The following is a 23,087-nucleotide window of genomic DNA, read 5'->3' on the forward strand; positions in this document are numbered from 1 at the left end:
TCAATCTCCGGAGGCACGCAGACGGCGCCAGATCAACAACGGCAGGCGCAGCACGAAACCGAGGAAGAGCCGGGTGTGCATCCAGGTGAGCAGGGCGTTGTCGCGCAGGTATTTGAAATGCGAGACGCCGCCTTCTTCGGCGCTGAGGTAGCGCACCGGCGCGTCGAGGTTGATCGGCCGCACGCCGGCCCAGCACAGCCGCACCACCGCTTCGGGGTCGAAGTCGAAACGCCGCATGAAGGGATTGGCGCGCATGATCCGGGCCAAAGGAGCAATGGGGTAGACGCGGAAACCGTAGAGCGAGTCGCCGATGCCCATCCACAGCGTTTCCAGGTTCGCCCAGCCGTTGGACACTTTGCGGCCGTTGACGCGCAGGGCGGGGGCTTCGGGGCCGAACACCGGCTTGCCCAGCACCATGGCCTGGGGCGCGTTCAACGAAGCGGCCATGAAGGTGGGGATCAGGTCCGCCGGGTGCTGGCCGTCGGAGTCCATGGTGAGCGCGTGTGAGAAGCCGGCGCGGGCCGCGTGGTCGATGCCTTCGAGCACGGCCGAACCTTTGCCGCGGTTTTCCGGCAGCACGATCACCCGCAGTCCGGGGTCGCCCTGGGCCATCGCCTGGAGGCTGCTGCCGGTGCCATCGGTGCTGCCGTCAACGACGACCCAGACGGGCGTCCATTGCGCGCGCGCCTGGCGCACCGTTTCCAGCACCCCGGGGCCGGGGTTGTAGCTCGGGATCAACACCAGGTGGGTGGTTGAAGGAGGGGGTGTGGTCTCAGGCATCTTGGTCGGCTTGGGCGGGCGGGGTCATTTCCTGCCGGAAATAGGCTTCCAGTTCCAGGGTGAACGCATGGTGGTCGTTGGGGGCGTCGAACCGGCGACCGAGGCGGGCGCGGCAGTGCAGCGGGAGCGTTGGCTTGCGGAACAGGGGCCAGGCCTTGCCGAGGTAGGGGGTTGAAAACTCCAGGATCACGGTCTGCACCGGGGCGCCCGAGCGCCTGGTGATCAGCCCCAGCGTCGGCGTCAGCGGGTCCAGCGGAAAAGCCTTGGTGCGGGTACCTTCGGGAAACATCAGCACCTGCGCGCCGGTCTGCAGCGCCTCCCGGCTTTGCTGGACGATCTGCAACATGCCGTCGTTGCGGATGTAGCGCGCGAGTCGCGCCGCCGAACCGAACAAGGGATGCCGCATCAGGCCCGCTTTCATGACGCAGACCACGTTGGGCAGCCGCGAGATGATCAGCACCGCGTCGAGCAGGGACGGGTGGTTGGCCGCGATGATCAGCGGCCCCTGGTCGCGCAGGGTGTCCAGCGCGGTCAGGTCAAAACGGCAGGCGCACAAGGCGCCGAGCAGCCGCAGGTAGACGCGGAACCCCCCCATGATGACCTGGCGACCCAGGCGCTCACCGAGCGCTCGCGGCAGCACCGGGTGCAACAGCATGGCAAACGGCAGCCAGGCCAGACACAGCGCGGCCAGGCTGCCCAGCCCGATGAGCATGGCGACATGCTCGTACAGCGTCCACAGCGGACGGCCCGGCGGCTGGTGCTCACTCATCAACCAGGACACGCGTCGTCGATTCACCCAGGATCCAGGACACCGCCACACCGGCGGCGACGTAGTTCCGGGTGCGCACCAGGGGGCTGTCCACGAAACGGGCGCCGCTCAGGTTGTCGTAGCGAAGGAAGGCACCGACCCAGTGTTTCGGGTAGCGCTTGGACACGCCCACGATGGCCTGCATGCCCGCAAAGCCGCCACCCGCGGCGTAGGCCGGCCGGTCGCTGGTGGCGTAGGCGGTATCGACGCCGTAGAAGTAGTCGTGCTGCTTGCGGTCGCCGAACAGGGGTCCGAGCTGCAGTCCCAGGTTCCAGCCGGGGAAGCCGGACAGGTCGCTGATGTCCATGTTGAGCTTGGGATGCACCACCCAGCCCAGGCTCCGGGACTGTTTCTCCAGCGTGAAGGCCGCGCGCAGGGGCAGCAGCAGTTTGAGCTGGCGGGCGCGATCGTCGGTGCGCCAGAGGGTCAGGTTCAGTTGCGGCCCGAGTTCGAAGTTCGCCTTCAGGTCCGGCATGCCGGCGCGTGCGCGGATGTCATCGCTGGAGGCCGGCGGCGAGAGCGCGGCCGAGAAGGTCAGTTCCACACGATCCGAGTCGAACAACTGTGCGCGCACGCCATCCCGATCGGCCTTTAGGAACTCGCCACGGTAGACGAAGTAGGGCGAGGGCAGGAGAAAGTTGTGGTGCTGGTCCGATCCCCGGTAGGCCGGGAAGCTGACGGTGGCCACGCCGATGCCGGCCTCCCACAGGGGCTTTTCTTCGGCCGCGTGTGCGGTCTGGCCAGCGCTGCACAGCAGCAAGGCACAGGCGGCGAGCCGCTGGAAGGGATGCCGTGCCGGACGACGGCTGTGCTTGGGTGTCATGCGTTGTACATGGCGGGGTCGTCCACCTTGCGGATGTTGAAGCGGCGCTGCTGCCAGGCCATGAACGCGCGCTTGGGCTGAAGGATGTTGGCGGTGTAATACATCGCCTTGAAAACGAGGATCGAGCGCCAGATCGGCGTCTTGCCGAACACGTCGCCCGCGAGCACCGACAGGATCGCTTCCTTGACCCGCAACACGTTCCTGGGGCCCATGAGGAAGTCGCGCATGATGGGGTTGGTGACGCGGTAGATGAACCAGGAAAACTCGCGCGGTCCGTGGCGCATGACGCGGTCGAAGCGCTTGAGCGCTGCAGCGGCCCGCCGCGGTTCACGCAGGCAGGTGTCGACGGTGTCGGCGCCCACCACCGCGCTGTGCATGGCCAGCCAGACACCGGAAGAAAACACCGGGTCGATGAAGGCGTAGGCATCGCCCAGCATCAGGTAGCTGGCACCGTGGTTGCGCTGCGAAACGTAGGAGAAATTGCCGGTGGCCTCCGCCGGGCTGACCTGGCGGGCGTCCTTGAGGCGCTCGACGAGCGGCGCACAGGTGGCGATGTTGTCCATCATGAACTGCTGCAGGCTGCGCTGCCCGCGCGTCTTCATGTGGTACGGCCAGGTCACCATGCCGATGCTGGTGGTGCCGTTGGTGAGGGGAATGAACCAGAACCAGCCGTGGGCAAACCAGAAGATGGTGATGTTGCCTTCATCGGCGCCTTCGCGCCGTTGTGCGCCGTCAAAGTGCGCGTACACGGCCGAGCTGTTGTGGCGCGGGTTGCGCTGCTTGATCTTGAAACGGTTGGCGAGAAAGGTGTCGCGCCCCGAGGCGTCGATCACGAAGCGCGCGCGCCATTGCATCTCGTGACCGTCGTCGCAGCGTGCGCTGACGTCGGCACCGCCCTGGGCCAGAAAATCCACCTTCGTGACCTTGACGCCTTCGTGCGTCTGTGCGCCCTTGCCGGCGGCGTGGCGGAACAGGATTTCGTCAAAGTCGGCGCGCCGGACCTGGTAGGCGCTGGGCATGGACTTGTCCCAGGCGTCTGCAAAATGAAACGTCTGTGCCATTTCGTGATCGGGCGACACGAACTCGGCGCCGGGTTTGTGCATGCCGATGGCCCTGATCTGGTCGGCGATGCCCATTTTTTCGAACAGCGGCAGGTTGGCCGGCAGCAGGGATTCGCCGATGTGGAAGCGGGGGTGGTGGGCTTTTTCGAGCACCACCACGTGGTGCCCCTTCTCGGCCAGCAGGCTGGCCACGGTCGAGCCGGCCGGGCCGCCGCCGATCACGAGCACGTCGCAGGTTGGGCCTGGTTCCCCCTGGGCCTTTGGATTCATGGGATGGGACTCTGGAATGCCGATGGGCGGCTGGAAGCCCCGAATGATAGTCTCTCCGCTCTGGCGAACCGCGGGCGGCGGGCCAACCGCGATGAGGCGGGGTCCGGAGCTTCAGAAGACGGTTTCGGGCAGCATGCGGGCGCCGCTCGATAACGATCCCGCGTCAGCGGTTGCCGGCAGCAACGCGGTCAGTTCGCCGGCCTGGAGGTCCGGATGATCGGCCAGGGCCCGCAGGATGATCTCGCCAGCCAGCTGTTTCAGGCGGAGGTGGGATTCGCGGATGCGCGCCTGGAAGCCTTCGGTGTCCAGATCGTCGTTCAGGCTGCGGTTGAGTTCCGCGAACCAGGGTATCTCGGCCTGGTCGAGCATCACCGCCGGGTTGCGCTTCTGGCTCACCAGCGACCACTGGCGCAGGAACGCCTGCACCAGCACGTTGATTTGCTGGCACTCGGCCAGTTCGCTGCGCAAAGCGGCGAGCGATGAGAGGTCGGTCAGGCGCTGGTGGAAGAAGAACTGGGCCAGCACCCCCCAGTAATAGGTGTAGTCCCAGATCACCTTGACCGGCAGCACTTCCGGGTCGCCAAACAGCGGGTACTGGTCCTGGTACAGCACCATCGTGCTGTCGTAGAACGAATGGAACAGCTGGTCAAAGATCTGCGCGCGCGCGCCCAGCCGTTCGCCGCGCCGGTCCATGGCGATCAGTTCGGTGATGTAGGTGTTGCTGATGGCGATGAAGTCGCTGCCCGGCGAGTAGAACGGGTCGAGGAACAGGCCGGCTTCGCCGGTGAGGGCCCAGCGGTCGGCCGAAAAAACCTGTTTGCAGCCGTAGGAGAAGCGCTTGAAGAAGGCGAAGTCCTGCAGCAGGTCCCGCTTGGGGTCGAGTTCGTCGAACAGCAGGGGCTGGTACTTTTCCAGCCAGGTCATGGCCTTGTCGAACGTGTCCATGGTGGCGAGTGGGTGGATCGCCGGGTCGGCCACGATGCCGACCGAGTGCGAACCGGACGACAGCGGGATGAGCCAGACCCAGTAGCCGGCGCCCACCAGGTGGTTGGTGGAGAGCCAGCGCGCCTGCGGGTCGCAGCGCTCGCGCCAGGCGGTGTTGTCGCTCCAGCCGTCGATGTGGATGCGGTCCTTGATGCGGAACCAGACCGCATGGGCCGGGTGGTCGTTGAGTTCGGCCAGGTTCAGTTTGCGCTTGAGCAGGCCGGCGCGGCCACAGGCGTCCACCACCCAGCGCGCGTTGACGGTGTGGGATGCGCCCTGGTGTTCGTAAACCACCTGGTGCGTCGCATGGGAACCCGGTTCCCCGTCGGTCAGTTCGACCTGCCGCACCATGGCGGTCTGGACAAAGCGGATGCCCCGCTCCTGGGCTTCGATGGCGAGGAAGTTCTCGAAGATACCGCGATCGATCTGGTAGCTGGGCACCGACAGATGGCGGCTGGCCCCGATTTCGGTGACCTGGTCGATGTCGCGCCGACCTTCGGAGAAGAAGAAGCGGAAGCCGAACTTGCGCAACTGCCGTTCCCTGAGGTGTTCACCGAGGCCGAGCACCTTGTCGAAGTAGTGCGCGCCGATTTCGACGGACGACTCACCGATCTTGTGGATGGCCTCGGGGACCGGATGGGCGCGCCGTTCGAGCACCAGGATGTCGATGTCCGGTTCGCGCCGTTTCAGTTGCATGGCCAGCGTGAGCCCGGCCAGGCCGCCACCGAGGATGACGACGTCGTGAAGAGGCGGTGTGTTTCCCATCGTGGGAGTATGACCTCAATCGGTGGACACGCTTGCCGAGGGGCTTCGTCAGGCCATGCAGGGGACTCGTTAAAATCGAAGCCCATTCATCCGGACTTGTCGCGGCACCTTCAGATGCCACCCCGACACCCGCACTGTGCGCCCATGCTGTCGGGACGCGCCCCCTCCACACCGCGCTCCAGCGACTTCCCCCTGATGTCAACCCATTTGCCCGATTCCGTTGAAGTTCTGCTGCCCGAAGGGGCTGCTGGTGGGGTCGGGCCCGATCGTGCCGGGGTGAACGGAGCCACGTCGAAGGTGTGGAGCTGGGTTCGCGGTATTGGATTGACCTTGTTGACCGTGGCCTGGGCGTTGACGGCCCACTTCACCAGCGCGGGCAAAGAGTCTTCCGGCTGGGGCGCAGCCCTGGCGCTGACACCCATGAGCGTGGCGCTGGCGCTGGGCCTGTGGCGCCTGCCCTCGCGCTGGCTGGGGGCATTGGCCGGGGCCGCGGTGCTGGCAGGAGTGGTCGGGGCGTGGCCTTTCCTCAAGGGCCAGGTGGCGCTGCTTTATTACGTGGAGCATCTGGGCGTCTATCTCCTGCTGGCGGTCTTTTTCGGGCGCACCCTGAGAGGGCCGGACGAGTCGCTGGTGACCCAGATGGCGCGGCGCGTGCACGGCGGCGTGCTCTCGCCGGCGCAGGTGGCTTACACCCGGCAGGTCACCCGGGCCTGGAGCATTTTCTTTGTCGGCATGGCACTGGTGTCGACCGGACTGTTCCTGTTCGCGCCGCTCGTCGTCTGGTCGACCTTTGCCAACCTGCTCGGGGGACCCCTGATCGCGCTGATGTTTGTCGGCGAGTACCTCTGGCGCCGCCATGCCTTGCCGGAAGAGACCCCGGCCACCATGGCCGACGCCGTGCGTGCCTGGAAATCACAGCGCGCTGACAAGACGCCCTGAGGCCCTTTTGGCCACCGTCCACCGCCACCCACAATGGCATGATTGACCGATGTTCATCCACCTTCGCCTGCACACCGAGTTCTCCGTCGTTGACGGCACCAACCGCATCGACGACGTGGTCGCTGCCGCGGCCGCCGATGGCCAGCCCGCGCTGGCGATCACCGACCTGAGCAACCTGTTTGGCGCGGTCAAGTTCTACAAGGCTGCCCGCGGTGAGGGCGTGAAGCCACTGCTGGGCGCCGAGGTGATGCTGCAGGGCTTCACCGAAGAGACGCCGAACGCCATGCCCGGCAGCCACCAGCCGGCCGCGCCGCGCGTGATCCTGCTGGTGCAGGACAAGCAGGGGTACCTGAACCTGAGCGAGCTGCTGGCGCGCGCCTGGACGCGCAGCGACGGCCGGGGCGGTGCGCTGGTGCAGCGCGAGTGGCTGGAAGAGCTCAACGGCGGATTGCTGATGCTCTCCGGCGCGCAGGCCGGACCGGTCGGACAGGCGCTGATCCAGGGCGATGCGAACCGCGCCGCCGACGTGGCCCTGAAGCTCGCCGGCCTGTTCACCCACCGCTTCTACATCGAGCTGCAGCGCGCCGGCCGTGTGGACGACGAACGCCATGTGACGGCCGCCGTGCAGCTGGCGGCGCGGCTGCACCTGCCGGTGGTGGCGACGCACCCGGTGCAGTTCCTGGAGCCCGACGACTACGAGGCGCACGAAGCGCGGGTCTGCATCTCCGATGGCGAGATCCTCGGCAACAACCGGCGTGTGCGCCGCTTCACGCGCGAGCAGTACTTCAAGAGCGCGGCGCAGATGGAGGCGCTGTTCGCCGACATCCCCAGCGCAGTGGCCAACACGCTGGAGATCGCCAAACGCTGCAGCCTCACGCTGGTGCTGGGCAAACCGCAACTGCCCAACTTCCCGATCCCGCCGGTGAATGGCGTGATCATGTCCGTGGAAGACTACTTCCGCCACGTCTCGTACGAGGGGCTGGAGGGGCGGCTGAAGCACCTCTTTCCCGACGAGGCCAAACGTGAAGCCGTGCGCGCGCGCTACGTGGAGCGCCTGGAGTTCGAGCTCAACACCATCCTGAAGATGGGTTTCCCGGGCTACTTCCTGATCGTGTCGGACTTCATCAAGTGGGCGAAGGAAAACGGCTGCCCGGTGGGCCCGGGCCGCGGCTCCGGTGCCGGTTCGCTGGTGGCCTACGCGCTGCTGATCACCGACCTGGACCCGCTGCAGTACAACCTGCTGTTCGAACGCTTCCTGAACCCGGAACGCGTCTCGATGCCCGACTTCGACATCGACTTCTGCCAGTCCAACCGCGACCGCGTGATCGACTACGTGAAGGAGCGCTACGGCAAGGACGCCGTGAGCCAGATCGCGACCTTCGGCACCATGGCCGCGCGCGCGGCCATCCGCGACGTCGGCCGCGTGCTCGACTTTTCCTACGGCTTCTGCGACGGCATCTCCAAGCTGATCCCGAACAAGCCCGGCATGTCGGTCACGCTGCAGTACCCGCCGAATCCGAAGCCGGAGGGCGACAAGAACAACTACGCGATCGAGATGGAGCCGGTGCTGGCCGAGCGCATCCAGAAGGAAGACGACGTCAAGACCCTGATCGAGCTGGCGCAAAAGCTCGAAGGCATGACGCGCAACATCGGCATGCACGCCGGCGGCGTGCTGATCGCGCCGGGCAAGCTCACCGACTTCTGCCCGCTCTACATGCAACCCGGCAGCGACTCGGCGGTGAGCCAGTACGACAAGGACGACGTGGAGGCCATCGGCCTGGTGAAGTTCGACTTTCTGGGCCTGGCCACGCTGACCATCCTGGAGATCGCGCGCGAGTTCATCATGAAGCGCCACAAGGGCCAGGAAAACTTCCGCTTCGAAGACATTCCGCTGGACGACCAGCGCGTGTATGCGCTGTTCTCGCGCGGTCAGACCGAAGCCGTGTTCCAGTTTGAAAGCCGCGGCATGCAGGGCATGCTGAAAGACGCCAAGCCGAGCCGGCTGGAAGACCTGATCGCGCTGAACGCGCTGTACCGCCCGGGACCCATGGACCTGATCCCCAGCTTCGTGGCGCGCAAGCACGGGCGCGAGGTGATCGAGTACCCGCACCCGCTGGTGGCCGAGATGCTGAGCGAGACCTACGGCATCATGGTCTACCAGGAGCAGGTGATGCAGACCGCGCAGATACTGGGCGGTTATTCGCTCGGCGGCGCCGACATGCTGCGCCGCGCGATGGGCAAGAAAAAGGCCGAAGAGATGGCCGAACACCGCGCGATCTTCCGCGCCGGTGCGGCCAAAAACGACATTTCCCAGGAAAAGGCCGACGAGGTTTTTGACCTGATGGAGAAGTTTGCCGGCTACGGCTTCAACAAGTCGCACGCCGCCGCCTACTCGCTGCTCGCGTACCACACCGGCTGGCTCAAGGTGCATTACACCGCCGAGTTTTTCTGCGCCAACATGACGGTGGAAATGGACGACACCGACAAGCTCCGGGTGTTGTGGGAAGACGCGAAGAAGATGGGCATCGCCTTTGAGGCGCCCGACGTGAACCGCGGCTTCCACCGTTTTGAGCCCATCACCGACAAGTCCATCCGCTACGGCCTCGGTGCCATCAAGGGCACGGGCCAGCAGGCCATCGACGCCATCGTGGCCGCGCGTGAAGGCCGCGGCGAAGGCCCCAACGGCGCAGAGGCCGGCCCGTTCAAGAGCCTGTTCGATTTCTGCCGCCGGGTGGACCGCCAGCGCTTGAACAAGCGCACGGTGGAGGCCCTGATCAAGGCCGGTGCCTTCGACTCGCTGCACCTGAACCGCGCCGAGGTGCTGGCCTCGGTGGAGCGGGCATTCGACTTCGCTGCCGCCAGCGTGGCCAACGCCAACCAGGGCGGCCTGTTCGACATGATGGGCGAGGACGACCACGGCTCCAGCACGCAGGAGCCCGACCTGGTGCCCACCACGCCCTGGGGCGTGAAAGAACAGCTCACGCTGGAGAAGACCGCCCTCGGTTTCTACTTCTCCGGTCATCTGTTCGACGAGGTGCAACGCGAGGTGCGCCGCTTTGCCCGCACCGAGCTGGGCGATGTGAAAGAGAGCCGGGACCCGGTGATCCTGGCCGGCATCGTGACCGACTTCCGCATCATCAACGGCCAGCGCGGCAAGCTTGCGCTGTTCAAGATCGACGACAAGACCGCGGTGCTCGAAGTCAGCGCCGACGAAAACCTGATCAACCTGCATCGCAACCTGCTGAAAGACGACGAACTCATCGTCGTCCAGGCCGTGGCCCAGCCCGATCGTTTTTCGGGTGGCCTGCGGCTGAAGATCCAGCAGATCTGGGACCTGGCCGCGGCGCGCTGCCGTTTTGGCAAATACCTGCGCGTGGCGGTCAACGGCCATGCACCGGCGGTGGCCGAGCTGGTGAAGGCGTTCCCGCCCAAGCGCGAAGTCACCGAACAGGGTGAGCTGGTGCGTGGCCTGCCGGTGCGGCTGGCACTGCAACGCGCCGGAGCACAATGTGAACTGCAGCTCGACGACCGGGCGCTGTTTTTTCCCACCGACGCGGCGCTCGCGAGCTGGATGGCGCAGGCGCACGATCGGCGCGCCGAAATCGTGTTCGACTGACGGTTGCGCGCCCTGCCGTCGGTCCGACCGGGCGCCAGAAGTGGGCTCAGTGCCAATGGCATCATGTCGTCGTGGCTTTCGCTCCTCAACCCCGGCCCGATGGAGCCGATAGTGCATGCAACCATGAAACTGCAACACAAGGCCTGGGCGCTGGTGCTCGTGATCGTCGGCCTCAGTGCGACCAGCGTCGTGCTGGGCTCGCGCTACATCATTGGCGACTCGTTCGCCCGCATGCAGGCCGATCGCGCTGCGCAGGAAGGTGAGCGCGCCCGCCGCGTGCTCAACCAGCAGGTCCAGGCGCTGGGCGCCACCGCACGCGATTACGCCTACTGGGGCGATGCCGTGGACTACGTGGCAGGCAAAAAAGCCGGGTTCATGTCGGACAACTTCGGTGCCGAGAACCTGGGCTACCTGCGCATTTCGGAGGTCGTGGTGTTCGATACGCAGGGCCGGGCGATCGCCACCGTGGCCCGCAGCGGCGAAGACGGACTGGCCGAGGTGCCGGCCGAACGCGTCGCACCGCTGCGCGAGCTGATCGCACCCATCCTGGCTTCCGGCAACGTCAAGACCGTGCTGCAGACCCTGCGCGTGATCAACGGCCAGCTGGAAATCGTGGTGGGGGCCGCCGTGCACCACCCCGACCACCCTGACCAGCCAGCGCAGGGCACCATCATCATGGTGCGCCATTTCGATCAGACCGAAGTCGCGCGGTTGGCCGACGTGCTGATGACGCCGACGCGCCTGAGCTTCGGTGCGCCCGATCACGGAGGATCGGACATTCATCTGGTCCCGGTGGACGACGACCACGACGATCTTCACGCCGTGCTGCAAGACCACCAGGGCCGGCCCGTCGCCGAACTGGTGCTGACGCTGGACCGCCGCCTGCAGCAGCAGGGACAGGCGCTGGCCTGGCAGGGCATGGGACTGGCCGCCCTGGCGGGGCTGCTGGCCAGCGTGTTGCTGGTGTTGCTGCTCGACCGCCTGCTCCTGCGACGCCTGCAGCGGCTGCACACCGATCTCCATCTCGTCACACAGCAGGGCATCGCATCGCCGGGCCTGGTGCATGTGCAGGGCAACGACGAACTGACCCGGTTGGCGGAGGGCATCAACAGCCTGCTGGCACGCGCGCGGCAGGACGCTGATGCGCAGCGCGCCGCACACGAACACCAGGAAGCGCTGCAGATGCAGCTGATGCAGAGCCAGAAGACCGAAGCGCTGGGCCGTCTCACCGGTGGCATTGCCCACGATTTCAACAACTCGCTGGCCGCCATCACCGGCTGGGTCCGGTTGGCCGTCGAAGACCTGCCGGATCCCGGACACCCCAGTCACGAAGCCTTGCAGCAGGCCCTGAAGGCGACGGGTTATGCCGATGGCCTGATGCGCCAGCTGCTGGCCTTTGGTCGCCAGACCCCGCCGAAACTGCGGCGCCTGCACTGGACCAGCCTGATCGAGGAAACCCGGCAACTGGTGGGTTCGGGCCTGACGCGCGATTGTGAGCTGGTGGTGGACTACCGGGTCGTTGACGACGAGGTCGACGCCGACCCCACCCAGCTGCAGCAGGTGCTGGTGAACCTGTTGATCAACGCAGCCGACGCCATGCAGGGCAAGGGTCGCATCGAACTCACGCTCAATGCCCTGGACCTGCCGCTGCCCCCGGCGCACGCCGTGCCACCTGGCGCGGCCGGGCTGGAGCCCGGTCGCTACCTGGTGCTGACCGTGCGCGACCATGGCCCTGGCGTTGCGCCCGAGCACCTGGACCGGGTGTTCGAACCGTTTTTCACCACCAAGGCCAAGGGACGCGGCACTGGCCTGGGCCTGTCGGTGGCACAGGGCATCGTGGTGCGCCATCACGGAGCCCTCGGGCTGCGCAACGAGCCCGATGGGGGCGCCTGCTTCCATCTCTATCTGCCGGCCAGCCGGCGCGAAGTGGCGGTTGACCCGATCGCCGCGCCCGGCGGTGGACACGACCCGGGACACCAGCTCCTGTTTGTGGACGACGACCAGCTGGTGCGTCACGCCTGGAGCGCGCTGCTGGAGCGCAAGGGCTGGAACGTGACCCGCTCGCGCGACGGGGAAGAAGCCTGGGCGCAATTCACTCAGACCGGCAAACGCTGGGATGTGGTGCTGACCGACCAGTCCATGCCCGGGCTCGACGGCGTGGGGCTGGCGCATCGCATCCGCGCCACCACCTCACCCCCGCCCATCGTGCTGATGAGCGGGCATGCGAACGAGGTCGCGCCCGAGCTGCTGCAGTCGCTGTTTGCCGCCGTGCTGCACAAGCCGGTGGATGCGGCTGAGCTGCAGCGCGTGCTGCAAGACGTGCTCGCTGGCGCCGAAACCTCGCCGACAGAGGGCTGAGCGGCACCCCCCTGATCGCCAGCCGTCACCGACAGGGCGCTGCCCGAAGCGCCCCGTTAGAATGGTTGGCTTTCATGACCACCGGGTTGCGCTGCATGGCGTCTCCAGCCCGGCTCGGTCCAGATCCCGGAGTCACCCTTGTAAGTTCCAGTGATCCCCTCGTCCAAGGCTGCCCGGCCCCCCGCGCATGCCGGTGCACAGGCCGGGGACTGGATCGGAACTGGCCGGGATTCATGGCCGTTGTGCCTCCCGTTGTGCTGGCGCCCAACGGGCCGGTGATCTTTGATTTTCCCCTGTGTCGTTTTGTGCGGCGGCGGCTTGTCCGCTTTGTCACTGGAGTGTCTGTTGTGTTCAAGAATTTCCAGCAGGACTGGTTGTCCAATGTCCGCAACGATGTGCTGGCCGGTCTGGTCGTCGCGCTGGCTCTGATCCCCGAGGCGATTGCCTTTTCCATCATCGCGGGTGTCGACCCGAAGGTGGGCCTGTACGCCTCGTTCTCCATCGCCACCATCATCGCCTTCACGGGTGGGCGGCCCGGCATGATCTCGGCCGCCACCGGCGCCATGGCGCTGGTGATGGTGACCCTGGTCAAGAGCCACGGACTGGACTACCTGCTGGCCGCCACGGTGTTGACGGGTGTGCTGCAGGTGTTCGCCGGGTGGTTCAAGCTGGGCGTGCTCATGCGCTTCGTGTCGCGCTCGGTGGTCACCGGCTTCGTCAACGCGCTGGCCATCCTGATCTTCATGGCGCAGCTGCCCGAGCTGACCAACGTGACCTGGCATGTCTATGCCATGACCGCCGCCGGCCTGGCCATCATCTACGGCTTCCCCTACATCACCAAGTCCATCCCTTCGCCGCTGGTCACCATCGTCGTGCTCACGGGTGTCTACATGTTCCTCGACCTGGACATCCGCACCGTGGGTGACATGGGCGAACTGCCCGACAGCCTGCCGGTGTTCCTGATCCCCGACATCCCGCTCAACCTCGAGACGCTGAAGATCATCTTTCCCTATTCGCTCACGCTGATGGTGGTGGGCCTGCTCGAATCGCTGATGACGGCGACCATCGTCGACGACCTGACCGACACCAAAAGCGACAAGAACCGCGAGTGCGTGGGCCAGGGCGTGGCCAACATCGCCACCGGCTTCATCGGTGGCATGGCGGGCTGCGCCATGATCGGCCAGAGCGTGATCAACGTGAAGTCGGGCGGGCGAGGGCGCCTGTCCACCCTGGTGGCGGGCGTGGTGCTGCTGATCCTGGTGGTGTTCCTGGGCGAGTGGGTGAAGCAGATTCCCATGGCCGCGCTGGTGGCCGTGATGATCATGGTCTCCATCGGCACCTTCAGCTGGGGTTCGATCAAAAGCCTGCGCGAACACCCGACCAGCTCCAGTGTGGTGATGGTGGCGACCGTGGTGGTCACCGTGGCCACGCACGATCTGGCCAAGGGCGTGCTCACGGGCGTGCTGCTCTCCGGCTTCTTCTTTGCCCACAAGGTGGGGCAGATCCTGCGCATCCGGTCGCTGGCCGAGGATGAAGGCCGCCTGCGCACCTACACCGTCACCGGCCAGGTGTTTTTCGCCACGGCCGACCGCTTCAACAACGCCTTCGACTTCAAGGAAGTGATCGAGCGCGTGCGCATCGACGTGAGCCGCGCGCACTTCTGGGACATCACCGCCGTGAGCGCGCTCGACAAGGTGGTGCTCAAGTTCCGGCGCGAGGGGACCGAGGTCGAAGTCATCGGCTTGAACGAAGCCAGCGCCACGATGGTGGACAAGTTCGGCGTGCACGACAAGGAAGGCGCCGAAGACCTGCTCACCGGTCACTGAAAGCGAGCACCACATGACCACCGACAACAAAGTTCTCGCCTGTGTGGACCAGTCCACCTATGCCGACCACGTGACCGACTACGCCGCCTGGGCCGCCCGGCGCATGGCTGCGCCTCTGGAGTTGCTGCACGTGATCGACCGCCACCCGGAAACCAGCCAGATCCAGGACCACAGCGGCTCGCTCACGCCGAACGCCCAGGAACACCTGCTGGGCGAACTCGCCGAAGCCGACGAGGCGCGCACGAAGGCCGCGCGCGAACAGGGGCGCCTGTTTCTCAACCGCCTGCGCGAACGCGCGCTGGCAGCCGGCGTGATGACCGTGGACGTGCGCCAGCGCCTGGGCCATCTCGACGAGACCCTGCACGAACAGCAGGCCGGTGTGCGCCTCTTCGTGCTGGGCCGGCGCGGTGAGTCGGCCAGGAGCACACAGCGCGACCTGGGGCGCAACGTGGAGCGGGTGGTGCGCGCGCTGGACCGCCCCATCCTGACCGTCACCGAAGGCTTCAAGGCACCCGAGCACGTGCTGATCGCTTTCGACGGCAGCAGCATCACGCGCCGGGGTGTCGAGATGGTGGCGGCCAGCCCCTTGTTCAAAGGCCTGCCCGTTTACCTGCTGATGTCGGGCAAGGCCAGCCAGGAGGGTCCGAAGCAGATGGCCTGGGCGACAGAGAAGCTGGAAAGTGCCGGCTTTGGCGTGGTGGGGGAGATCGTGCCGGGCGACCCGGAGACCGTTATCGCGCAGGCCATCCAGTCCCGGGGCATCGACCTGCTGGTGATGGGCGCCTACACCCACTCGCCCCTGCGCAGCCTCTTCTTCGGCAGCAAGACGGCCGACCTGCTGCGTTCGGCGCGCATCCCGACGCTGCTGCTGCGCTGAGAGGCTGAGCCTGGCCCCGGTGTGGGGGGTGGGCTGTGCGGGTCTCAGTCGAGCGGGCGCATCTCCACGATCATCGGCGATGGCACGCGCCCGTCGACGTCGCGCGGCAGGCTGCCGGTGCGGTCGATGGCGCGCAGGGCGGCATCGTCCCAGGCGGCATTGCCGCTGCTTTTCAGCAGACGGCGCGAGGTGATGGTGCCGTCCGCCAAGGCCCGCACTTCGATCTCGGCCAGCAGCTTGCGGGGAAACTCTTCCGAGTAGCGGATGTTGGGGCGGATGCGCTCACGCACCCGGTTGCCGTAGCCCGACGACGGGCCGCTTGATCGGGCCGCAGAACCGCGCGCATCAGGGTTGCCACTGGCCCCGACCTGACCCATCATGCGGGCAACCTGTTCGCGACGGAGCTGGTCGCGCAACTTCTCTTCTGCGACCTCTCTGGCCCTTTCGGCCTTCTCCGCTTTCTGGTCAGCCAGTTTTTTCTCTCGGGCCTTTTTTTCGGCAGCGAGCTTCTCGGCGGCTTCCTTCTTCGCTTCTTTTTCTTTTTCCTGCGCCTCGGCCTTGCGCTTGGCCTCGACCTTTTTCGCCTCTTCCCGCTTCTCGGCCTCGGCCTTCTTCTTGGCCTGGGCGGTGGCGATGTCGGCCTCCTTCACCGCTGGCGGGGGCGGCGGTACGGGGCGCGGTTCGGGTTTGGGTTCGGGCCGTTTCTCGGGTTCCGGTGGTGGTGGCGGAGGAGGGGGGGGCTGCACGGCGCGCGGTGCGGCTTCGCGCGGCACGGCGGACCAGAGTTCGGCCTCGAACGAAACCAGCGGTTCGTCCTTCCAGTGCACGCCCCAGGTGAGCGCGCCCATGAGCAGGGCATGCGCCAGCAACGCCAGCCCGACAGGGCCCAGCCAGCGGCCCGGACGGGGAGGCTTGAGGTCGTGGGTGTCGGCGGTGATCTGCATGGCGGGGCGGGTCAGCGCGTGGTCTGGACCGACAGGCCGACACGTTGGACACCCGCGCGCTGCAGGGTGTCCATCGCCTTGACCACGGTCTCGTACTTGATGCCCTTGTCGGCGCTGATGACCACGGGGACCTTGTCGGCTTCACCACCTTCTGACGCCGCCTGCAGCTTGCGCACTTCGTCGGCGAGTTGCGTCATCTTGATGCTGCGACCGTCTTTGTTGGACAGGCCCTCGCGCACCTCGATGCCCTCGTCCTTGTCGATGATGACCTGTACGAAATCCTTGGGTTGTGCGTTGGCCTGACCGACGCTGGGCAGATCGATCTGGCTCGGCGAGATCAGTGGCGCCGTGACCATGAAGATGATCAGCAGCACGAGCATGACGTCGATGAACGGGACCATGTTGATCTCGTTCTTGGTGCGCCGTGGGCGACGGGACGACGTCGCCATGTCAGTGTCCGGAGGCAGACTGGTTGCCCAGGTTGCGCTGCAGGATGTTGGAGAACTCTTCCATGAACGTTTCCATGCGGCTGGCCGCGCGGTCGATGTCGTGGGCGAAGCGGTTGTAGGCCACCACCGCGGGGATGGCGGCGAACAGGCCGATGGCGGTGGCGACCAGGGCTTCGGCGATGCCGGGCGCCACGCTGGCCAGCGTCACCTGGGCGAGGGCGGCCAGGCCGGTGAAGGCGTGCATGATGCCCCAGACGGTGCCAAACAGGCCGACATAGGGCGCCACGGAGCCGACCGTGCCGAGGAAGGAGAGATTGGCTTCCATCACGTCGAGCTCGCGCTGGAAGCTCGCGCGCATGGCGCGGCGGGCGCCGTCGAGCAGGGTGCCGTTGTCGGTGATGTGGCGTTCGCGCAGTTTCTGGTATTCGCGCATGCCGCTGGCAAAGATGCGCTCCAGCGGGCCGCCGTGGCGTGCGCTCTGGGCGGCGGCGGCGTAGAGGTCGTTGAGGTTGGCTCCGGACCAGAACTCGCGCTCAAAATCTTCGTTGTGCGCGTTCACCCGCTTGAGCGCGAAGACTTTGCGGAAGATGGCGGCCCAGCTGATGATGGACACCACCACCAGCAACAGCACCACGGCCTGGACCACCCAGCTCGCATTGAGCAGCAACTGGACGATGGAGAGTTCTTGGGTCATGTCGTTCGGAGTGGTTGGAAGGAGAAAGGTTCAGGTGATCGGGCTGCCCGGCAAGGGCATGACATCCAGCACCGCGGTGGGGATGCGCTGGGGTCGCATGGTAGCGGTATTCACCCAGCCGATGCGGATGCTGCCTTCACAGAGCAGCACATCGGTTTCACCAACCTGCTGCGCTTTCAGGAGCGCAGACTGCCTGATTGTGAGGGAGGCCTTGCCGACTTCCAGTACACGGGCGGTAACCAAAAGCAAATCGTCCAGCCGGGCCGGCCGCAGGTAGCGCACCTGGGTGTCGGTCACGACGAACATGCCACCCGCTTCTTCGCGCAGGCGCTGCTGCTGGATGCCCAGACCACGCAACCACTCGGTGCGGGCGCGCTCGAAGAACTTGAGGTAGTTGGCGTAGAACACGATGCCGCCGGCGTCGGTGTCTTCCCAGTACACGCGCACCGGCCAGTTGAAATGTTGCCCCCACGCTCCGCCGCTTTGCGGGTCGCTGCCCCCCAAGGGGGCTGACCCCGCCTTGGGGCGGCCCGGCGGCGGGGTCGGTGCTGCGGCTGGAGGCACTTTCACAGGGCCGCCTCCAGCCGGGCCACCGCTTCACGCAGTTGCGCCATCGAATTGGCGGTGGAAAAACGCAGGTAGCGCCCGGGATCGGCGTTGCCGAAATCGCGGCCGGGCGTGGTGGCGAGCTGGCAGCGTTTCATCAGTTCAAAGGCCAGGGCCCAGCTGCCGCCTTCGTCGGGCCGCGCGCCCTGCGGCGGGATGCCCCAGCGCTCGCACAGCCCGCTCACGTCGGCCCAGGCGTAGAACGCACCGTCGGGCATGACCGGCACCGTGAGGCCGAGGCGGTTGAGTTCGGGGATGAAGAAGTTGCGCCGGGCCTTGAACTCGGCGCGGCGGTGCTCGTATTCGGCCAGGCTCTCCGGTTCAAAGCAGGCGAGGGCGGCGTGTTGTGCGATGGTGCTGGCGCAGATGAACAGGTTTTGCGCCAGCCGCTCCACCACGGGCACCAGCGCGGGCGGCAGGACCAGCCAGCCCAGGCGCCAGCCGGTCATGTTGAAGTATTTGGAGAAGCTGTTGACGCTGATGATTTCATCGCCCAGGCCGTCGGGCAGGCCGAGTGCGCTGTGGCCGTAGTCATCCTCGTAGCTCAGACCGAGGTAGATCTCGTCCACCAGGGTCACGCCGCCGCGTTCGCGCACGAAGCGGGCGATGCGTTCCAGCTCGTCGCGCGCGATGCTGGTGCCGGTGGGGTTGGACGGCGACGCGAGCAGCACGCCGCGCGTGGCCGGTGTCCAGGCCGCTTCCACATGGGCCGCGCTGAGCTGGAAGCGCTCGGCCGGGCCGGAGGGGATGAGCACGGCCTTGCCTTCGGCCGCCTGCACGAACTGGCGGTTGCAGGGGTAGCTCGGGTCCGGCATCAGCACCTCGTCGCCGGCCTCGATGAGCGCCAGGCAGGCCAGTTGCAGCGCCGCCGAGGCGCCCGCGGTGATCACGATGCGGCCCGGATCGATGTCCAGCCCGAAGCGCGCCGCGTACCAGCCACTGATGGCGCGGCGCAAGGCCGGCAGGCCGGTGGCCGCGGTGTACTGGCTGCGGCCATCGTGGATGGCCCGCTCGGCGGCGAGCTGTACCAGCGGTGGCGCGGTGAAGTCGGGCTCGCCGATGTTGAGCGTGATCATCGGGCGGTCGCCGGGTCGGGCTGCGGCCGCCATGTCGGCCGCGGCCTTGGCCAGCTCCATCACGTAAAAAGGCTCGACCCGCTGGGCGCGTTGGGAAATCCGCATGCTGTGGCAGGTGTTCCGGTCTCAGGCTTCGTCGGCACCATCGCTGCGCGGGCCCGAGGGCTTGCGCGCAGGCGCCTTGCTCGGTGCGGCGGCGATCTCGGCCGGTCGCAGCTGGGCGGCGAGCTGGTGCAGCACGCCGTTGACGTATTTGTGGCCGTCGGTGCCGCCGAACGACTTGGCCAGCTCGATGCACTCGTTGATGACCACGCGCCAGGGCACGTCGAGGCAGTGCTGAAACTCGTAGGCGCCGATCCATAGCACGCCGCGCTCGATCGGCGAGAGCTCGACCAGCGGGCGATCGAGCAGGGGCGTGATCAGCGCGTCGAGCGTGCCGGCCTCGGCCACGCAGCCGTGCAGCAGGGCGTCATAGTGCACGCTGTCGGCCTTGTGGAAGCCGGAGAGGTCGCGCGTGAAAGCGTCGATGTCACCGGTGTCGTTGCGGCCCACCATGTGCTGGTAGAGCGCCTGCAGGGCGAACTCGCGGGCGCGCGTGCGGGCCGATTTGTCGGCGGCCTTGCGCGCCTTGGGGGCGCTGGTGGTGGTCGATGTGGTGTCGTTCATGTTCAGCCGATGTCTTCCAGCAGGTGGGCCATTTCGATGGCCACGCGTGCCGCGTCACGGCCTTTGTCTTCCTGGCGGGCGACCGCCTGCTCCAGGTTTTCGGTGGTGAGGATGGCGTTGGCGATCGGGACCTGGTAGTCCAGTGCCAGGCGCGTCACGGCCGAGCCGGATTCGTTGGCCACGAGTTCGAAGTGGTAGGTCTCGCCGCGGATGATGCAACCCAGGGCGATCAGGGCATCGAAGTCGTCGCGCTCTGCCAGGGCCTGCAGGGCCACGGGCACTTCCAGCGCGCCGGGCACCTTCACATGGGTGATGTTTTTCTCTTGCACGCCCAGTGCCAGCAGCTCGGTGTGGCAGGCGTTGAAGAGCGCATCGGTGATGCCTTCGTTGAAGCGGGCCTGCACGATGCCGATGGCGAGTTTCTTGCCATCGAGCGGGTTGGGGGTGCCTTTGTCTGCGCCGAACATGGGGGTTTCTTTCTGGTTATGGGTGGATGTTCAGGCGTTGCGACTGAGGTATCCGGTGATTTCGAGGCCGTAGCCGGTCATGCTGGGCATGCGGCGCGGGTTGCCCATGAGCTGCATCTTGTGCACGCCGCATTCGCGCAGGATCTGTGCGCCCACGCCGTAGGTGCGCAGGTCCATGCGGCCGCGTTCGGGTGCCTGGGCCGAGCGCGCGGTGCCTTCGAACTGGGCCAGCAATTGCGCGGCTGTTTCGCCGCAGTTGAGCAGCACGGCCACGCCCGCGCCGGATTCGGCGATGTGGCGCAGGCTGGCTTCGAGGCTCCAGCTGTGCATGGAGCGGCCCACTTCCAGCGCGTCCAGCACGGACAGCGGTTCGTGCACGCGCACGGCCACACTCTGGTCGGGCGCCCACTGGCCCTTGACCAATGCGAGGTGCAGGGCACCGCTGGGGCCGTCGCGAAAGGCGTGGGCGGTGAATTCGCCGAAGGCGGTGTTGAGGCTGCGGGTGCCGAGCTTCTGCACCAGGCTCTCGTTGCGGCTGCGGTGTTCGATCAGGTCGGCGATGGTGCCGATCTTCAGGCCGTGTTCGGCGGCGAACAACTGCAGGTCCGGCAGGCGGGCCATGGTGCCGTCGTCCTTCATGATTTCGCAGATCACGGAAGCGGGCGAGCAGCCGGCCATGGCGGCGAGGTCACAACCGGCTTCGGTGTGACCCGCGCGCATGAGCACGCCGCCTTCAACAGCCTGCAGCGGAAAGATGTGGCCAGGCTGCACCAGATCGTCGGCCAGGGCTTTCGGGGCCACGGCGGCCTGCACGGTGCGCGCGCGGTCGGCCGCCGAAATGCCGGTGGTCACGCCCTCGGCCGCTTCGATCGACACCGTGAAGGCCGTGCCCTTCTTGTCGCCGTTGCGCACGACCATGGGCGGGAGCTTGAGCTGTTCGCAGCGCTCGCGCGTGAGCGTCAGGCAGATCAGGCCGCGGCCGAAGCGGGCCATGAAGTTGATGGCTTCGGGCGTCACATGATCGGCGGCGAGCACCAGGTCGCCTTCGTTTTCACGGTCTTCTTCGTCGACGAGGATCACGATGCGACCGGCGCGCATGTCGGCGACGATGTCCTCCACCGGGGAGATGGCCACGGGCGCCAGGGTTTCGGGAGCGTTCATGCTGAAGAGTCCTTGGGTTGGGTGCCGGAAGCGCTGAGCATGCGCTCCACGTAACGCGCCACGGTGTCGATTTCGAGGTTGACCTGGCTGCCATCGGCCAACTGGCCCAGCGAGGTGTTTTCCACCGTGTGGGGAATGAGGTTGATGCTGAACTCGCAGCCAGCGGCGCTGTCCTGGATCTGGTTGACCGTCAGGCTCACGCCGTTGACGGTGATGGAGCCCTTGTAGGCGAGGTATTTGCCCAGCTCGGGCGGCGCCATCACTCGCAGCTCCCAGCTTTCGCCGACGCGGGCGAAACGGGTCACGGTGCCGATGCCGTCCACATGGCCGGAAACGATGTGTCCGCCCAGTCGGTCGTTGCCGCGCAAGGCCTTTTCCAGGTTGACGCGGTTGCCCACCGTGTCCAGGCCCGCGGTGCAGGCCAGCGATTCGGCCGACACGTCGATGGTGTAGCGGTGGTTGGGCGCGTCCAGTGAGGTGACGGTCATGCAGGCGCCGTTGTGCGCGATGCTGTCGCCCAGACCCACGTCGTCGAGGTAGCCCGGCGGCGCCTCGATCGTGAGTCGCTTGCCGTGGTCCAAAGAGCTGCCCAGAGCGTGGAGGTCGGCGATACGCCCCACGCCGGTGATGATGCCGGTAAACATAGGCGCGTATTTTCGCAGGGTTTGCGCGCGCTTTCCGGCCGAGGGTCACCGGAAAGGCAGAAATGCCGGTTGGCCGGGCGCCAAAGGGGTGCCCGCGCGGAGCAGATGGGGTGCTCAGGCGTGCAGAAAGGTGTCGTGGCCGCGCACCCGGGCCACGATCCGCAGGTCTTCACCCACCGGGTCGATGGCATGAAAAGCGAGCTTCGTGCCGTCCTCCAGCGTCTGCAGCGGACCAAAACCGGCCATGCCGTGGCCCCCTGTGCCCAGCAGCAGCGGGGCCAGGTAGAGCAGCAGTTCGTCCACCAGGCCTTCGCGGACGAACGAGCCATTGAGTTTGTGGCCCGCTTCCAGATGCAGCTCGTTGACTTCGCGCTGGCCCAGATCGCGCAGCATCGCCGCCAGGTCCACCTTGCCCTGGGGGCCGGGCAGGCAGACCACCGTGGCACCCAGGGCTTCCAGCGCCGCCTGTTTCTGCGGATCGGCTGCGGCGCAATAGATGAAGATCTTGCGCGCCAGCCCCTGGGCCGGCGGGCCGAAGAGGCGGGCGGTCAGCGGTGTTTCCAGCCGGCTGTCGACGATCACCAGGTGCGGCTGGCGCGGCGTGTCCACGAGGCGCACATCCAGCATCGGATCGTCTTCGAGCACGGTGCCGATGCCGGTCAACACCGCGCAGGCGCGGGCCCGCCAGGCATGGCCGTCGGTGCGAGCGGCTTCGCCCGTGATCCACTGGCTCACCCCGTTGCCCAGTGCCGTGCTGCCGTCCAGCGAGGCAGCGACCTTCAAACGCACCCAGGGCGTCTTCCGGATCATGCGGCTGAAGAAGCCGATGTTGAGTTCGCGCGAAGCGCGAGCGGCCTCGCTGTCGGGTGGCAGCAACTCCACCGCGATGCCCGCGGCGCGAAGGCGTTCCAGGCCGCGCCCGGCCACCAGCGGGTTGGGATCGGCCGTGGCCACCACCACCTTGCCCACCTGCGCGGCGATCAGGGCGTCGCAGCAGGGCGGGGTGCGGCCGTGGTGGGAGCAGGGTTCCAGCGTGACATAAACCGTGGCGCCGCGCACTGCGATGCCAGCTGCCTGTGCCGCTCGCAAGGCCATGACCTCGGCGTGGGGACCGCCGGCCCGCTGGGTGTGGCCGTCGAACACATGGCCGTCGGGAGTCTCGATGCGGCACGCGACCCGGGGATTCGGTTCCGACAGGCCGATGGAGTGGGTCGCGAGCTGGCTCAGGGATTCCATGGGTTCAGGTCGGTTCGCCGGTGCCACCCTCGCCGGC

20 protein-coding genes are annotated in these 23,087 nt (G+C 66.7%); 5 read left to right on the forward strand and 15 right to left on the reverse strand.

All coding sequences use genetic code 11. From position 1 onward, the window contains the following. The 5 genes from AC23D4_RS00945 to AC23D4_RS00965 all read right to left on the reverse strand — a co-directional run bounded on the left by AC23D4_RS00945 (position 1) and on the right by AC23D4_RS00965 (position 5,491). Positions 1-780, reverse strand: coding sequence for a glycosyltransferase family 2 protein (locus AC23D4_RS00945; RefSeq protein WP_472888477.1), 780 nt, complete (start codon positions 778-780; stop codon positions 1-3). Continuing rightward, positions 773-1,576, reverse strand: a complete 804-nt coding sequence (locus AC23D4_RS00950) for a lysophospholipid acyltransferase family protein (protein WP_487623678.1) — start codon at positions 1,574-1,576, stop codon at positions 773-775. Before AC23D4_RS00950 ends, AC23D4_RS00945 begins: the two co-directional genes overlap by 8 nt. Further along, positions 1,542-2,411 (reverse strand): MipA/OmpV family protein, encoded by an 870-nt coding sequence (locus AC23D4_RS00955; protein WP_472888479.1) that lies wholly within the window; start codon positions 2,409-2,411, stop codon positions 1,542-1,544. The genes AC23D4_RS00950 and AC23D4_RS00955 overlap by 35 nt, the downstream gene beginning before the upstream one ends. Further along, the gene (locus tag AC23D4_RS00960; RefSeq protein WP_472888480.1) at positions 2,408-3,742 is read right to left on the reverse strand and encodes an NAD(P)/FAD-dependent oxidoreductase; all 1,335 of its coding nucleotides are present in this window, start codon (positions 3,740-3,742) and stop codon (positions 2,408-2,410) included. Before AC23D4_RS00960 ends, AC23D4_RS00955 begins: the two co-directional genes overlap by 4 nt. Positions 3,743-3,853: 111 nt before the next feature. Beyond that, positions 3,854-5,491, reverse strand: coding sequence for an NAD(P)/FAD-dependent oxidoreductase (locus tag AC23D4_RS00965; RefSeq protein WP_472888481.1), 1,638 nt, complete (start codon positions 5,489-5,491; stop codon positions 3,854-3,856). A 330-nt stretch (positions 5,492-5,821) separates the two neighbouring features. Here AC23D4_RS00965 and AC23D4_RS00970 point away from each other — a divergent pair, with 330 nt between their 5' ends. The 5 genes from AC23D4_RS00970 (at position 5,822) to AC23D4_RS00990 (ending at position 15,107) form a co-directional block, all read left to right on the forward strand. After that, positions 5,822-6,430 (forward strand): COG4648 family protein, encoded by a 609-nt coding sequence (locus tag AC23D4_RS00970; RefSeq protein ID WP_487623679.1) that lies wholly within the window; start codon positions 5,822-5,824, stop codon positions 6,428-6,430. A 49-nt stretch (positions 6,431-6,479) separates the two neighbouring features. Next, the gene (dnaE, locus tag AC23D4_RS00975; protein ID WP_472888483.1) at positions 6,480-10,046 is read left to right on the forward strand and encodes a DNA polymerase III subunit alpha; all 3,567 of its coding nucleotides are present in this window, start codon (positions 6,480-6,482) and stop codon (positions 10,044-10,046) included. 123 nt (positions 10,047-10,169) lie between these two features. Next, positions 10,170-12,404, forward strand: coding sequence for an ATP-binding protein (locus tag AC23D4_RS00980; RefSeq protein ID WP_472888484.1), 2,235 nt, complete (start codon positions 10,170-10,172; stop codon positions 12,402-12,404). A 347-nt stretch (positions 12,405-12,751) separates the two neighbouring features. After that, the gene (locus tag AC23D4_RS00985; RefSeq protein ID WP_472888485.1) at positions 12,752-14,230 is read left to right on the forward strand and encodes a SulP family inorganic anion transporter; all 1,479 of its coding nucleotides are present in this window, start codon (positions 12,752-12,754) and stop codon (positions 14,228-14,230) included. A 13-nt stretch (positions 14,231-14,243) separates the two neighbouring features. Further along, positions 14,244-15,107, forward strand: coding sequence for a universal stress protein (locus tag AC23D4_RS00990; RefSeq protein WP_472888486.1), 864 nt, complete (start codon positions 14,244-14,246; stop codon positions 15,105-15,107). Between the two features lie 44 nt (positions 15,108-15,151). Here AC23D4_RS00990 and tolA read toward each other — a convergent pair whose 3' ends face one another. The 10 genes from tolA to ribD form a co-directional block, all read right to left on the reverse strand. Beyond that, positions 15,152-16,051: a cell envelope integrity protein TolA gene (gene tolA, locus AC23D4_RS00995; RefSeq protein WP_472888487.1), complete on the reverse strand. Its 900-nt coding sequence runs from the start codon at positions 16,049-16,051 to the stop codon at positions 15,152-15,154. Positions 16,052-16,062: 11 nt separating this feature from the next. Beyond that, positions 16,063-16,500, reverse strand: a complete 438-nt coding sequence (locus AC23D4_RS01000; RefSeq protein ID WP_177135310.1) for an ExbD/TolR family protein — start codon at positions 16,498-16,500, stop codon at positions 16,063-16,065. Between the two features lies 1 nt (position 16,501). Beyond that, positions 16,502-17,194 (reverse strand): protein TolQ, encoded by a 693-nt coding sequence (gene tolQ, locus AC23D4_RS01005; RefSeq protein ID WP_177135309.1) that lies wholly within the window; start codon positions 17,192-17,194, stop codon positions 16,502-16,504. 30 nt (positions 17,195-17,224) lie between these two features. Continuing rightward, the gene (gene ybgC / locus AC23D4_RS01010; protein ID WP_472888553.1) at positions 17,225-17,698 is read right to left on the reverse strand and encodes a tol-pal system-associated acyl-CoA thioesterase; all 474 of its coding nucleotides are present in this window, start codon (positions 17,696-17,698) and stop codon (positions 17,225-17,227) included. 62 nt (positions 17,699-17,760) lie between these two features. Further along, positions 17,761-18,981 carry a pyridoxal phosphate-dependent aminotransferase gene (locus AC23D4_RS01015; RefSeq protein WP_472888488.1) on the reverse strand — a complete coding sequence of 407 codons (1,221 nt, stop codon included), beginning with the start codon at positions 18,979-18,981 and terminating at the stop codon, positions 17,761-17,763. A 21-nt stretch (positions 18,982-19,002) separates the two neighbouring features. Beyond that, entirely contained in the window at positions 19,003-19,542 is a 540-nt protein-coding gene (nusB, locus tag AC23D4_RS01020; protein WP_472888489.1) for a transcription antitermination factor NusB, read from the reverse strand. A gap of 2 nt (positions 19,543-19,544) precedes the next feature. Then, positions 19,545-20,009: a 6,7-dimethyl-8-ribityllumazine synthase gene (gene ribH, locus AC23D4_RS01025; RefSeq protein ID WP_472888490.1), complete on the reverse strand. Its 465-nt coding sequence runs from the start codon at positions 20,007-20,009 to the stop codon at positions 19,545-19,547. A gap of 30 nt (positions 20,010-20,039) precedes the next feature. Further along, on the reverse strand, positions 20,040-21,170 hold the full coding sequence (ribBA, locus tag AC23D4_RS01030; RefSeq protein WP_472888491.1) for a bifunctional 3,4-dihydroxy-2-butanone-4-phosphate synthase/GTP cyclohydrolase II: 1,131 nt from the start codon (positions 21,168-21,170) through the stop codon (positions 20,040-20,042). Then, entirely contained in the window at positions 21,167-21,814 is a 648-nt protein-coding gene (locus tag AC23D4_RS01035) for a riboflavin synthase (protein ID WP_472888492.1), read from the reverse strand. Before AC23D4_RS01035 ends, ribBA begins: the two co-directional genes overlap by 4 nt. Positions 21,815-21,928: 114 nt before the next feature. Next, positions 21,929-23,050 (reverse strand): bifunctional diaminohydroxyphosphoribosylaminopyrimidine deaminase/5-amino-6-(5-phosphoribosylamino)uracil reductase RibD, encoded by a 1,122-nt coding sequence (gene ribD / locus AC23D4_RS01040; protein WP_472888493.1) that lies wholly within the window; start codon positions 23,048-23,050, stop codon positions 21,929-21,931. Between the last annotated feature and the right edge of the window lie 37 nt (positions 23,051-23,087).

It is taken from the genome of Hydrogenophaga sp. L76 (assembly GCF_057654755.1).